Source organism: Streptomyces abikoensis (genome assembly GCF_014648775.1).
GTDB lineage: Bacteria > Actinomycetota > Actinomycetes > Streptomycetales > Streptomycetaceae > Streptomyces > Streptomyces abikoensis.
On record NZ_BMRT01000001.1, the window covers coordinates 414199 to 427714 of the forward strand.

At 73.8% G+C, this 13516-nt stretch carries 8 protein-coding genes; 2 read left to right on the forward strand and 6 right to left on the reverse strand.

What is annotated here, in order from left to right:
• Positions 1-25: 25 nt before the first annotated feature.
• A complete protein-coding gene (gene fes, locus IE096_RS01770; RefSeq protein ID WP_189447656.1) occupies positions 26-1228 on the forward strand; it encodes an enterochelin esterase in 1203 nt (400 codons plus the stop codon).
• 44 nt (positions 1229-1272) lie between these two features.
• Here fes and IE096_RS01775 read toward each other — a convergent pair whose 3' ends face one another.
• From IE096_RS01775 to IE096_RS01785, 3 genes are read right to left on the reverse strand one after another with little or no spacing between them, the layout of a single operon-like run.
• On the reverse strand, positions 1273-2682 hold the full coding sequence (locus IE096_RS01775; RefSeq protein ID WP_268248271.1) for a DHA2 family efflux MFS transporter permease subunit: 1410 nt from the start codon (positions 2680-2682) through the stop codon (positions 1273-1275).
• Complete coding sequence (locus IE096_RS01780) at positions 2679-2882, reverse strand: MbtH family protein (protein ID WP_189447658.1); 204 nt, start codon at positions 2880-2882, stop codon at positions 2679-2681. The genes IE096_RS01775 and IE096_RS01780 overlap by 4 nt, the downstream gene beginning before the upstream one ends.
• Positions 2883-2886: 4 nt before the next feature.
• Positions 2887-10074, reverse strand: a complete 7188-nt coding sequence (locus IE096_RS01785; protein WP_189447660.1) for a non-ribosomal peptide synthetase — start codon at positions 10072-10074, stop codon at positions 2887-2889.
• Positions 10075-10229: 155 nt separating this feature from the next.
• Here IE096_RS01785 and IE096_RS01790 point away from each other — a divergent pair, with 155 nt between their 5' ends.
• The gene (locus tag IE096_RS01790; RefSeq protein WP_189447662.1) at positions 10230-11363 is read left to right on the forward strand and encodes a M20 family metallopeptidase; all 1134 of its coding nucleotides are present in this window, start codon (positions 10230-10232) and stop codon (positions 11361-11363) included.
• Between the two features lie 81 nt (positions 11364-11444).
• On the opposite strand, the gene IE096_RS01795 is transcribed toward IE096_RS01790, so the two are convergent.
• The 3 genes from IE096_RS01795 to IE096_RS01805 all read right to left on the reverse strand — a co-directional run bounded on the left by IE096_RS01795 (position 11445) and on the right by IE096_RS01805 (position 13334).
• Positions 11445-12446, reverse strand: coding sequence for an ABC transporter substrate-binding protein (locus tag IE096_RS01795; RefSeq protein WP_189447663.1), 1002 nt, complete (start codon positions 12444-12446; stop codon positions 11445-11447).
• A 208-nt stretch (positions 12447-12654) separates the two neighbouring features.
• Positions 12655-12858 (reverse strand): hypothetical protein, encoded by a 204-nt coding sequence (locus IE096_RS01800; protein ID WP_189447665.1) that lies wholly within the window; start codon positions 12856-12858, stop codon positions 12655-12657.
• Positions 12859-12968: 110 nt separating this feature from the next.
• Entirely contained in the window at positions 12969-13334 is a 366-nt protein-coding gene (locus IE096_RS01805; protein ID WP_189447667.1) for a hypothetical protein, read from the reverse strand.
• Positions 13335-13516 lie beyond the last annotated feature (182 nt).

A 13516-nucleotide genomic window follows, 5' to 3' on the forward strand; every position in this document is an offset into this window, starting at 1 on the left:
CAACCTGCCACCGAAAGGAAGTCGCATGGAGATACAAAGCCCCGCCCTGCGCGAGCTGGCCGACGACCCTCGCGCCGTCGAGGCGTTCTGGCAGCGCGTCAAAGCCACCGGCACCCCCCTCGTCGAGCCCGACCCCGAAGGCAACGACGCCTGGCGCCTCGTGACCTTCCTCTGGCGCGACGACTCGGCCTCCCATGTCCTCGCCCTGCTCCACACCGTCACGGACAAGGACCGCCACGCCCACGACCTGACCCCGCACCTCATGACCAACGTGCCCGGCACCGACGTGTGGGCCATCAGCCACCGGCTGCGGGCCGATCACCGGGCGTCGTACCAGTTCTCCGTGCACCGCGGCACCCGCGAGGACGCCCTGCGCACCGACCGGCGCAGCTGGCTGCGGGTGCTGGACGAGGCGCTGCCCGACCCGCTCGCCGCCGGGCCCTCGCTCGCGGCCCGCGACGGCCGCAACCCGTCCTCCGTCATGGAACTCCCCGACGCGCCCGCGCAGGGTTGGGCGGCCGTACGGGAGAACGTGCCGCGCGGCGCGCGCGGCGCGGCGGAGGTCGACGGGCGGCGCGTCGGCGTGCACCTCCCCGCGGGTCACACCACCGGCGACGGACCGTACTCCGTCGCCGTGCTGCTGGACGGCGAGATGTGGGGCCCGGTGCTGGACTTCGGGACGACGCTGGACAACCTCCACCACGACGGCCGGATCCCGCCGACCGTGACCCTGATGGTGGAGACCATGGGCCGCGACCGGCGGATGGCCGACCTCAGCTGCAGCGAGGAGTTCGTCGACTGGCTGGCGGACACGCTGCTGCCCTGGGCGGCGCGCGAGTACGGCGTGACGGACGACCCGGCCCGTACGGTCGTGGCGGGGCAGAGCGCGGGTGGCCTCACGGCAGCGTTCGCCGCCTTCCGCAGGCCGGCCCGGTTCGGGAACGCGCTGTCGCAGTCGGGCTCCTTCTGGTGGCCGGACGGAACCGAGTTCGACGGCGGCAGCGAGTGGCTGACCCGCCAGTTCGCGACGTGCGAAAAGCTGCCCGTCCGTTTCCATCTGGAGGTGGGCCTCCAGGAGTGGATGCTCCTGCCGCAGAACCGCCACCTGCGCAACGTGCTCGAAGCACGCGGCTACGACGTGGACTACCGCGAGTTCAACGGCGGTCACGACTACGCCTGCTGGCGCGGCGGGCTCGCCGACGGGCTCGTGGGGCTGCTGGGAAGCTGAACATGGGGAAAGCCCCCACGCGTCGCGCGTGGGGGCTTTCGTCGTCACACCGCCACAGCCTCCGGCTCGTCGTCGAACGGCGGCGGCGCCGGCGCCTCCTTCGGCATCCGCAGCGCGCCCAGCGTGCCGAGGGCGACGAGGCCCGCGGTGACCGCGATGGCGGCCCGGTACGGGGCCGGGTCCGTCTCGTGCGTACCGGAGCCGCCCCACGCGGAGATCACCGCGGCGACGGCGGCGATGCCGAGCGCGCCGCCCAGCGTGCGCACGATGGTGAAGAGCGCCATCGCCTGGCCCATGGCCGGCGGCGGTACGTCCGCGAACCCGGCGATCTGGACGGTCAGCACGGCCGTCCCCAGCACCAGGCCCACGCAGAACATCAGCGCCCGTACGGCCCACGCGTTCTCGGCCACGCCCGGCACGGCCAGCGCGCCGAAGACGGCCGTGGCGAGCACCAGGGCGGGGACGGCGAGCCATCGGGGCCCGAGCCGGGGCAGCAGCCGGTCGGCGATCTGGGAGGCCAGCATCAGACCGAGCGCCTCCGGGAAGACGCTCAGCCCGGCGTCCAGGGCCGAGGCGCCGAGCGCCGCCTGGTAGAGCAGCGGGAACGCGAAGAGCACGCCCATCAGCCCGGCCGAGGTGACCAGCGCGAGGACCGTGGCGGACGCGAACACCTTGTCGGCGAGCAGCCGCACCTCCAGCAGGGGCGTGCGCGCCCTCAGCAGGTGGACGCAGCCCGAGGCCAGCAGGACGAGGCCGAGCGTGCCGGAGACCAGGACGGAGGGCGTCGTCCAGCCGTGCGCGGGGCCGAAGCCCAGCGCGTAGGTGAGCAGGCCCAGCGCCGGGGTGGCCAGCAGGAAGCCCGTCAGGTCGAAGGGGCCCTCGGTGCCCTCCACGTGCTCCCGGACGCCGAACAGCCCGAGCAGCACGGCCGCCGCGCCGATCGGCACGTTCACGAAGAACAGCCAGTGCCAGGACAGGTGCTCGGTCAGGAAGCCACCGAGCGGCGGGCCGAGCGCCGGCATCAGCGCGGTCGGCACGATGAGCACCTTGGACAGCTTCATCCGCTCGTGCGGCGGGAAGGCCCGGAAGAGCAGGGTCATACCGACGGGCGTCAACAGCCCGCCCGCGACGCCCTGGACGACGCGCGCGAGGACCAGCGTCGGCAGGTCCTGGGCCAGGCCGCAGACGGCGGAGGCCGCCGTGAAGACGGCGAGGGCGCCGAGGAAGACCTTCTTGGTGCCGAAGCGGTCGCCGAGCCAGCCCGCGACGGGCAGGGCGACGGCGAGCGCGACGAGGAAGGCCACCTCGACGGTGTTGGCGGCCGACACCGGTTCGCCGAAGTCCCGGGCGATGGTGAGCAGCGCCGGGTTGACGATGGTGGAGTCGAGCCCGTTCATGCACATCGCCGCCGTGTAGACGACCACGACGGCGATGCGCGGGGAGAGGCCCCTCACCGGGCGGAGACCGGGGTCAGGTCGGTCCAGTGCTCGGTGATCCAGTCGGTGGCCGACTGCCGGGCGCAGGGCCCGTGGACAGTCGTCCAGCCCTCGGGCACGGCGGCGAAGCCCGGCCAGAGGCTGTGCTGCCCCTCGGAGTTGACGAGGACGAGAAACTCCCCGTCGCCGTCGAAGGGGTTGGCGGGTGCGTCGCTCATGGGGTCAGTTCTCCAGTTTCCGCAGTCGGTCGGCGATGACGCTCGCGATGTGCGCGATCGGTTCGGGCAGGGTCATGTCCTTGTGCGAGCAGGCGACGTTCGTGTTGTCGATCCGCCCGGTCACATAGGGGGTCCAGGTGTCGGGGGTGAGGGTGTCGTCGATGGTGTCGACGGTGGCCCGGAAGAACAGCACGTCGCCCTTGAAGACGCGGTGGTCGAAGGCGCGCACCAGGTGGTTGGTGTTGAGGTAGGTGCGGTTGAGGGCGTCGAAGGTGGCGTCGTCGAGGCCGGCCAGCGGGGAGCCCTCGCGGCGCAGCACCTCGATGACGTTCGCCAGCTCCAGCGGTCTGCCCGCCAGGCTGTCCGGGCCGTGGCCGCCCATGGTGAGCAGCGCCTCCAGGGCCTCGGCCTGGTCGGGTACGGGCAGCTCGCGGAAGCCCTCGGCGGGGTAGGCGTCGAGGATGGCGAGCAGCTCGACCTCGGCGCCGAGGTCCTGGAGCCGGGTGGCCATGGCCTGGGCGATGATGCCGCCGGTGGACCAGCCCATCAGCCGGTACGGGCCGTCGGGCTGCACTTCGCGGAGCCGGTCGACGTAATGGGCGGCGAGCTCCTCCAGGGTGGCGGGCAGGGGTTCGGCGGCCGTGGCGGGGCCGACACCCTGGGCCTGGAGGCCGTAGATCGGCACGTCGGCGGGGAGGTGGCGGATGAGTCCGGCGTAGCACCAGCTGAGGCCGCCGGCGGGGTGGACGCAGTAGAGCGGTGCCTGGTCGCCGTCCTTGGCGGGGCGCAGGGGCAGCAGGACGTCCAGGGCGTCGGTGGCCTCGGTGTCCAGGGCGGCGGCCAGCGCGGCCGGGGTGGGGGCCTGGAAGACCGTGCCGATGCCGGTGTCCGCGCCGAGGGCCTCCTTGACGCGTCCGGCGAGGCGCACGGCGAGCAGCGAATGGCCGCCCAGGTCGAAGAAGTTGTCGTCCACGCCGACGCGGGGCAGGCCCAGGACGTCGGCGAAGATCGCGCAGAGCTGTTCCTCACGGGGGCCGCGCGGAGCGCGTCCCTCGGTGACGGCGGCGGCGAGGTCGGGGGCCGGGAGGGCCTTGCGGTCGAGCTTGCCGTTGGCGGTCAGCGGCAGCCGGTCCAGCAGGACGACGGCGGAGGGCACCATGTGGCCGGGGAGTTCGCCCCGGGTGTGCTCGCGGAGGAGGGCCGGGGTGGTGTCGTGGGCCGGGACGGCGTAGGCGACGAGGCGCTTGTCGCCGGGGGTGTCCTCGCGGACGACGACGGCCGCGTCGGCGACGTCGGGGTGGTCGGCGAGGACGGCCTCGATCTCGCCGAGCTCGATGCGGAAGCCGCGGATCTTCACCTGGTGGTCGGCGCGGCCGAAGTACTCGAGGGTGCCGTCGGGGCGGCGGCGGGCGAGGTCGCCGGAGCGGTACATCCGGCTGCCGGACTCGCCGAAGAGGTGGGCGAAGGGGTCGGCGACGAATCGTTCCGCCGTGAGGGCGTGCCGGCCGAGGTAGCCACGGGCCAGGCCCTCGCCCGCGACGTACATCTCGCCGGTGACGCCGGGCGGCACGGGCTGCAGGTACGGGTCGAGGACGTAGACGCGCAGATCGGGGATGTTGACGCCGATGGTGCTGGAGGTGCCGGCGGCGGCGCTCGCCCGGTCGAGGGCGACGTACGAGACGTGGACGGTCGTCTCGGTGATGCCGTACATGTTGACGAGCGTCGGCGCGTCGTCGGCGTGGCGCTCGTACCAGTCGTCGAGGCGGCCCAGTTCAAGGGCCTCGCCGCCGAAGACGACGTAGCGCAGGGCGAGATCGCGTCCCGGGTCCGCACCCTTGTCCCTTTGGGAGTCCGCGGCCATGAGCTGGTAGAAGGCGGACGGCGTCTGGTTGAGGACGGTCACGCCCTCGTCGGCGAGCAGGCCGAGGAAGGCGGCCGGGTCGCGGCTGACGAGGTGGGGGACGACGACGAGCCGGCCGCCGTACAGCAGCGCGCCCCACATCTCCCACACCGAGAAGTCGAAGGCGTAGGAGTGGAAGAGGGTCCACACGTCGTTCTCGTCGAAGCCGAACCAGTGGTCGGTGGCGGAGAACAGCCGGGTGACGTTGTGGTGGGTGACGGGGACGCCCTTGGGGCGGCCGGTGGAGCCCGAGGTGTAGATGACGTAGGCGGCGTCGCCGGGGCGCTGGGCCCGGGTGCGGTCCGCGTCGGTGAGGTCGTCGGCCGGGTACGCGTCGGCGTCGGTGCCGTCGACGAGGACGACCGGCAGGTCGTGCGCCGGGATCCGGGCGGCGGTCGCGGTGTCGGTGACGACGGCGGCGGGGGCGGCGTCGGCGAGCATGTAGGCGAGCCGGTCGGCCGGGTAGTCCGGGTCCATGGGGAGGTAGGCGGCGCCGCACTTGGCGACGGCCAGCAGGCCCACGACCAGTTCGAGGGAGCGGGGCAGGGCGAGGGCGACGATGGCGCCGGGGCCGATGCCGCGTCCGGCCAGCAGCCGGGCCAGGCGGTTGGCGCGGGCGGACAGCCCGGCATGGGTGAGGGACGCGCCGTCGCACGTCACGGCGGTGCGGTCGGGGTGGCGGCGGGCGGCGTCCTCGTACAGCTCGACGAGGGTGCGGTGCTCGCGGGCGGCCGGCGCCTCGGGGGCGGCGTTCCACTCGACGAGGGAGCGGTGGAGCTCCGCCCCGTCGAGGAGCGGGAGGCGGCCGACGGGGGTGTCGGGGTCGGTCGCGGCGGCGGTGAGGAGCCTGGTGAGGTGGGTGGAGAGACGTTCCGCCGTGGTGGTGTCGAAGAGGTCGGTGCGGAACTCCAGGAAGCCGGATATGCCGCCGCCGGGCCGCTCGCCGGCGTTGAGGGTGAGGTCGAACTTCGCGGTGCCGGTGGGCACGGCGGTCATCCGCGCGGCGAGGTCCGGGCCCATGGCGAATTCCGCGTCGGGCATCGACTGCCAGGCGAGCATGACCTGGAAGAGGGGGTGCCGGGCCAGTGAGCGGGGCGGGTTGAGCTCCTCGACGAGCCGGTCGAAGGGCAGGGCGGCGTGCTCGTGGGCGGCCAGGGTGGTGGTGCGGACGCGCTCCAGGAGGGCGCGGAAGGTGGGGTCGCCGGAGGTGTCCGTGCGCAGGACGAGGGTGTTGACGAAGAAGCCGACGAGCTCGGCGGTGGTGTCGTCGTCGCGCCCGGCGACGGGGGTGCCCAGCGGGATGTCGGTGCCGCAGCCGTAGCGGGTGAGCAGGGCGGCGAGGGCGGCCTGGACGGCCATGAAGACGCTGGTGCCGCTCGCGCGGGTGAGCGCGGCGAGCGCGGCGTGGGCCTCGGGGCCGAGCTCGAAGGGGACGGTGTCGCCCGCGGTGGAGGCGATGGCGGGGCGCGGCCGGTCGGTGGGGAGTTCGAGCTGGTCGGGCAGGCCGGCGAGGGCCGCCTTCCAGTGGTCGAGCATGCGGACGGCGGCGGGGGTGGGCGCGTCGGCGGTGCCGAGGAGGCGCTCCTGCCAGGCCGTGTGGTCGGTGTACTGGACGGTCAGGGGGGCCGCGCCGGGGGCCCGGCCGGCCGCGCGGGCGGTGTAGGCGGCGGCGAGGTCGCGGGCGAGGGGTGTGGTGGAGGCGCCGTCGCCGGCGATGTGGTGGAGCAGGAGCAGCAGGGTGTGCCGGTCGCCGCCGTCTCCGTCACTGAAGAGCGTGACGCGCAGCGGGAGTTCTTCTGCCAGGTCGAAGGAGTGGCGCACGGCCTCGGTGAGGTCGGCGTCGAGCGGGGCGACGTGGAGCTCGGGGCGGGCCTGCTCGGGGGTGAGGATCAGCTGGTGGGGCTCGTTGTCGACGGCCGGGTAGCGGGTGCGCAGCGTCTCGTGGCGCTCGGCGAGGTCGGCGAGGGCGAGGCGCAGCGCGTCCCGGTCGACGGGGCCGGTGAGGTCGAGCAGCAGCGGGATGTTGTAGGTGGGGCTGGGGCCTTCGAGGCGGTACATGAACCACAGCCGCTTCTGGGCCGGGGAGAGCGGCATCCGGTCGGTGCGCGGTACGGGTACGAGCGCGGGCCGGTCGGGGTCGGTGTCGCGGTCGCGGACGAGGGCGGCGAGGGCGGCGGGGGTGGGGTTGCGGAAGACGTCGGCGAGGCCGATGGTGTCGTCGCCGAGGGCGTCGCGGACGCGGGCGGCGATCCGGCCGGCGAGCAGCGAGTGGCCGCCGAGGGCGAAGAAGTCGGCGTCGGGGGACGGGGGTTCGGCGAGGCCCAGGACGTCCTGGAAGAGACCTGCGACGATCTCCTCCTGGGGGGTGCGGGGGGCGCGGTGGCCGGTGGTGGTGGGCTCGGGGTCGGGCAGGGCCGCCACGTCGAGCTTGTCGTTGGCGGTGCGGGGCAGCGCGTCCAGGAGCAGGATCGCGGTGGGCACCATGTGGTCGGGGAGCCGCTCGGCGAGGTGGGCGCGGAGCTCCTCGGGGTCGGGCGCGGCGCCCGTGGTGGGCACGGCGTAGCCGAGGAGGCGCTTGCCGGTGGGGGTGTCGCGGGCGATCACGGCGGCACGGTCCACGGCGGGGTGGTCTGCCAGGACGCTCTGGATCTCGCCGAGTTCGACGCGGAAGCCGCGGATCTTGATCTGGCCGTCGGCGCGGCCGAGGAATTCCAGGGTGCCGTCGGGGCGGCGGCGCACGAGGTCGCCGGTGCGGTACATCCGGGCGCCGGGCTCGCCGTGGAGGGCGCCGAAGGGGTCGGCGGTGAAGCGTTCGGCGGTGAGGTCGGGGCGGCCGAGGTAGCCGGCGGCGAGGCAGGCGCCGGCGAGGTACAGCTCGCCGGTGACGCCGACGGGGGCCGGGCGCAGGGAGTTGTCGAGGACGTAGGCGCGCGAGCCGCGCACGGGCCGGCCGACGGGGGTGCCGTCGTCGTCGGCCAGCCAGTAGTAGGCGTCGACGGTGGTCTCGGTGGGGCCGTAGAGGTTGATGGGGCTCAGGCCCTCGGTGGCGGCGAGGCGGCGCCACAGGGGGTCGGGCACGGTCTCGCCGCCGACGACGACGAGGGCGGGGTGGTGGCGGCCCTCGTCCAGCAGGCCCTCGGCGATGAGTGCCTCGACGTAGGAGGGGGTGGCGTCGAGGTAGTCGACGCGGTGCTCGTGGACGTAGGCGGTGAGGGTGGCGGGGTCGCGGTAGGCGGTGTCGTCCAGGAGGTGGAGCTCGTGGCCGTGGACCATCCAGATGACCGGGTCCCAGGAGGCGTCGAACGCGAAGGAGGCGCTGTGCGCGATCCGCAGCCGGTCCCGTCCGGTGCGTATCCGGGCGGGGGCGATGTGGTCGGTGCCGTGCCCGGCGTGGAGGTTGGCGAGGGAGGCGTGGGTGACGAGAACGCCCTTGGGGCGGCCGGTGGAGCCCGAGGTGTGGATGACGTAGGCGGGCTGGTGGAGCGCGGGGGCGGCGGGTGCCGTGGTGGGCCGGGCGGCGATCCGGGCGCGGGTGGCCGCGTCGTCGAGGAGGAGGACGGGGACGGTGTGCTCGGGCAGTGCGCGCACGGCGTCGGCGGTGCCGACGATCCGGGCGGGGCGGGTGTCGTCGAGGACGGCGGTGAGGCGCTGCGCGGGGTGGCCGAGGTCGAGGGGCTGGCAGACGCCGCCCGCCTTGAGGACGGCGAAGAGGGCGACGACGGTGTCGGCGCTGCGGGGCAGGGCCAGGGCCACGGCGGTGCCGGGGCGGACGCCCGCGTCGGTCAGTTCGTGGGCCAGGCGGTTGGCGGCCGCGTCGAGTTCGGCGAAGGTGAGGGCGGTGGCACCGCTGCGGACGGCGATCGCGTCGGGGGTGCGGGCGGCCTGGGCGGCGAACAGCTCGGGCAGGGTGCGGTCCACGGGCGGCTCGGCGCGGCCGGCGGTGGCCCGGTGGATCTCGTCGGCGTCGAGGAGGTCGAGGGTGCCGACGGGCCGCTGGGCGTCCTCCAGCAGCAGGTCGGTGAGGGCGTCGAGGTAGCGGCGCAGTCCGCGCTCGTGCGCGGCGAGGGAGTCGGCGTCGTAGCGCGCGGGGTTGGCGTCCAGGCCGAGGCGCAGGGCGCCGTCGGGGCCCGGGGTGACGCCGACGGCCAGGTCGTCGACGGGGCCGGCGGCGAGGTTGCGCACCACGCCGGGGAGGCCGGCGAAGTCCAGGGCCTCGTTCTCGAAGGGCTTGATGTTGATCATCGCCCCGAACAGCGGCTGCTCCGGCGAGAGCCCGAGGTCGCGGCGGAGGTCCTCCTGGCGGTAGCGCTGGTGACGGTTGGCGGCCCGCATCTCCATGACGACGCGGCGGAGGAATCCGGCGCCGGTGTCCTGGGGGCGGACGGTGACGCGCAGCGGCATGACGTTGACCATCATGGCGGGGGTGCGCAGGGCGGTGCTGTTGGTGCGGCTCTTCAGCGGCAGGCCGAGCACGATGTCCTCGGCGCCGGTGACGCGGTGGAGGTAGCCGGCGGTGGCGGCGACGAGCAGTTCGGCCCAGGTGGCCTTCACCGTGCCGGCGGCGGCCGTCAGCCGGGCGAGGGAGCCGGCGGGGAGTTCGGCGGTGTGGCGCAGGACGGTACCGGCGGGGGCGGCGGGGCGGTCGGAGAGCGAGACGGGCTCGGGCCGGTCGGCGAGGCGCTCGCGCCAGTGGGCGCGGTCGGCGGCGTGGCGTTCGCCCGCCAGGTAGGCGGCCTCGTCGTCGAGGAGTTCGCGCAGCGTGCCGAAGGGGTGGGGAGTGGGCTCGGCGCCGGTGGCCAGCGCCGTGTAGACCTCGGCGAGGCGGCGGCCGATGAGGTTCAGGGCGTAGGCGTCGACGGCGAAGTGGTGGACGCGCTGGTACCACCAGTAGCGCTCGTCGGCGAGGCGGATGAGGGCGTGGGTGACGAGGGGGCCCTCGGTGAGGTCGACGGGGCGGGCGAGGTCGGCGGCGGTCCAGGCCGTCGCCTCGGCCTCGGGGTCGGCGGCGGTGCGCAGGTCGAGCCGGTGGAGGGCGGGCGCGGGGGCGGCGAGGCGCTGGGCGGGGGTGGTGCCGTCCCCGGCGGTGGCCAGCAGGGCGAGGGTCTCGGCCTCGGCGGTGGTCCGCTTCAGGGCGCGCTCGAAGAGCTCCTCGTCCAGGGGTCCGGTGATCTCCACCCGGTCGCCGGTGTTGAGGACCGGGTTCGCGGGGTCGAGAGCCTGGGCGTAGAGGATTCCGGACTGCGCGGCGAGGAGCGGCAGTTCGGCGGAGTTCTCGTCCTGGTGGTGACGCATCGCGTGGGGACTCCCGGTTTCTGGCGAACGTTCCTGGTCGCACCGGTAACCCCCGGTGCGTCAGCTTAGGTAAGCCTAAGCTATTTTCTGATCGCTTGTGAGCGTGGGTCCGGCTGCCGAGGACACCGCGCGAAGACGACGACACTGGAGCGGACATGACCGTGGCCGAGGGCCTCAAATCAGCCATACGCGAGCGCGTTCTGGAACGCCGCGAGGGGCTTCTGGCGCTCAGCCGGCGCATTCACGCGCACCCCGAGACGGCCTTCGCCGAGCACCGGGCGGCCGCGTGGTGCGCGGAGGAGCTGCGGGAGCACGGCTTCGCCGTCACCGCCCCCGCCCATGGCCTGGAGACGGCGTTCACGGCGACCGTCGGCTCCGGCCCCGTCACCGTGGCCATCGCCTGCGAGTACGACGCCCTGCCCGGCCTCGGGCACGCCTGCGGTCACAATCTGATCGCGGCGGCGGGCATCGGCGCGGCGCTGGGACTGGCCCCCTTCGCGGACGAACTGGGCCTGACCGTCCGGGTGTTGGGCACCCCGGCCGAGGAGCGCGGCGCGGGCAAGGCGCTGCTGCTGGAGGCGGGGGCCTTCGAGGGGGTGGACGCCGCGATGATGGTGCACCCCTGCCCGTTCGAGGTCGCCGAGTTCCGCTCGTTCGCGCTGGGCACGCTCTCGGTCGAGTACCGGGGAAAGGCCGCCCATCCCAGCCTCAACGCCCACGAGGGCCGCAACGCCGCCGACGCCCTGACGGTGGCCCAGGTCGCACTGGGGCTGCTGCGCCAGCAGTTGCCGCCGCAGTGGAAGGTGCACGGGGTGACGACGGGGGCGGGGACGGCGCCCAATCTGATCCCCGACCGGGCGACCGCCGAGTACGAGATCCGCGCCTCGGCCGCCGAGGACCTGCGGGAGTTGCGCGAGCGCGTCGAGGCGTGCTTCCGCGCCGGGGCGCTGGCCACCGGCTGCGAGGTGTCGCTGACCCGTCCCGAGCCGGACTACCTGGACTTCCGCACCGACCCCGGCCTGATCGCCCTGTGGACGGCCAACGCCCGGGCGCTCGGACGGCCCGAGCCGCTGTCGAAGGACGCGTTCGCCTGCACGGACATGGGCAACGTCTCGCACGCGGTGCCGTCGATCCACCCGGTGCTGGACATCACGGGCGGCGCGTGCGGCCCGCACGAGCCGGAGTTCGCCGAGGCGGCGGTCTCGCCGGAGGCGGAGCGGGCGATCCTCGACGGCGCGGTCGGAATGGCGTGGACGGCCGCCGACTTCGCGGCGACGCGCCGCGCGTAGCGCGACGCGTCCTCGGACTCCCCCAGCTACCGCTGGGAGGTGCCCCCAACGGGCCGGCTTTCGCCGGCCCGTCCGGGGTGGCTACTTCTTGAGCGCCTTGGTGATGTCGTCGATGACGACGTCGCTGGCGAGCGGGCCGCCGCGGGTGGACCAGACCGAGCCGTTCACGGTCACGGCGTGGTTCTTCTTCACCGCGTTCAGGTCCTTGTACGCGGGCTTCTCCTGGACGTCCTTGAGGGCCTTCTCGCCGTCCGAGGTCAGCGTGGAGAGGAACAGCCAGTCGCCGTCGATCTCGCTGATCTTCTCGAGGCTGAGCGCCGGGGTGTGGGCGTTGCCGTCCTTGTCCTGCGTCTTGGGGCGCTTGAGACCCATGTCCAGGGCGACGCCGCTGGCGAACTGCTTCTTCTCCATCCAGCTGGGGCCGTCCGGGTTCCAGCGGACGATGGAGACCTCGGCGCCCTTGTTCTCGCCGAGCTCCTCGCCGGCCTTCTTGGCCTTGGCCTCGTAGTCGGCGATGACCTTGTTGGCCTTGTCCAGGCTGTTGACGGCGTTGGCGACGCCCCGGAAGGACAGCTTCCAGTCGTCGGTCGGCGCCATGGTGACCAGGGTGGCCGGGGTGATCTCGCGGAGCTGCTTGAGGACGTTCTCGTCCTGCATGTCACCGGCGAGGATCAGGTCGGGCTTGGCCGCGAGGACCTTGTCCATCACCGGCTGGAGCAGATTGCCGACGACGCTGATGCCCTTGACCTTGTCCTCCAGGTAGGCCGGGGGCTTGTTCAGGCCCTGGCCGTTGGTGATGCCCACCGGCTTGACGCCGAGCGCCAGCACCGCGTCCAGGTCCTCCTGGGTGAGGGTGACGACGCGCTTGGGGTGGGCGGGCACCTTGACGGCGGTGCCGGTCGCGTCCTTGATGGTGCGCGTCTCGCCGCCGGACGCCGCCTCGCTCTTCGTCTTGTCCGAGCCCGAACCCGAGTCCGAGTCGGAGCCGCAGCCGGTCAGCAGCAGCGCGGCCGCACCCACAGCGGCGAGAGCCTGCGCCGCGCGGCGCGGGGCGGACTGGAGGAGGCGGTTGGGCGAGGTCATCAGATGCTCCGGGCGTTGGAATACGAGAAGAGGGCGCCGTCCGGGATCACTCCCGCCGGACAACCTGGATATTAGGTTAGCCTTACCTTAAAGTCACCTCGCGGGGCGGGCCCCCCTTCACCGCCCGTCTTCCCGCCCGCACCGCACCCGCACAGCGAAGCGGCTCGCCGGGTACGGCGGGCCGCGGAATCCGTCCGGTGCCCGGAGGCTATTCCTGACGGAGGAACAGCAGCCGGGCGAGCACCCCCGCCCGGCGCGAATCCGACGGGACCTCCTCCTCCGCGCCCTGGGGCACGTCCGGCCGCTCCTCGACGACGACGGGGGCGGGCTCCGGATCGGGAGCGGGGCGGTGGGCGCGATAGGCCTCGGCGCGCACATAGGCGCCGAGAGCGCGCGCGGCATCGATGCGCATGGCGTCACTCCTGTGTCTGAACTGCCGGCCTGCCGGGACGAGCCCGGGTGTCAGCGACGCCCCGCCCGGCGCGCACGTCAGCGGCGGGGGCGGGCGGGGCGTGGCTGTGCTCAGCAGCGCAGGACGGAATGCTGCGCGTGACCCGCGGCGACGGTGTCGCCGGGCGAGGTGACCCGGCCGCCGGGGAGCCCCCCGGTCCCCCCGGCGGACGACGCGAAGGCCGGCGGGCAGGCGATCCTGCCCGCCGGCCGCCCGACCCTCCCCGGACGTGGCACGCGCTGCTCGGGCGCGCAGGCGACGCACTCGTCGGACGAGTCGTCGGACAGCGAGGCGGAGGCGAGGGTCTCCTCACGGACGGAGACGCGCTCCATCCCGGCGGACGCCGACCCGGTCAGCACCAGCAGCAGGGAGGCCAGCACGGCGACCGCCGCCCGCAGCGCGGACTGCGGTACCGCTGTGCGACCCCACATCGACATACACCAAGCGTAGATTCCGGGCCACCCCGGGTGCATTCCGTCGATCGGGTGAGATTACGTGGCTGAGTAGGGAATTCCCGGATATCTCCGGACCGATAAGACGACCGAATGTCCGGACGCGGCCTGGCCGGAATCCCTCCCCTCCCCCGATCGCCTCTCAACTACCGCTCAACTCCCAGGAC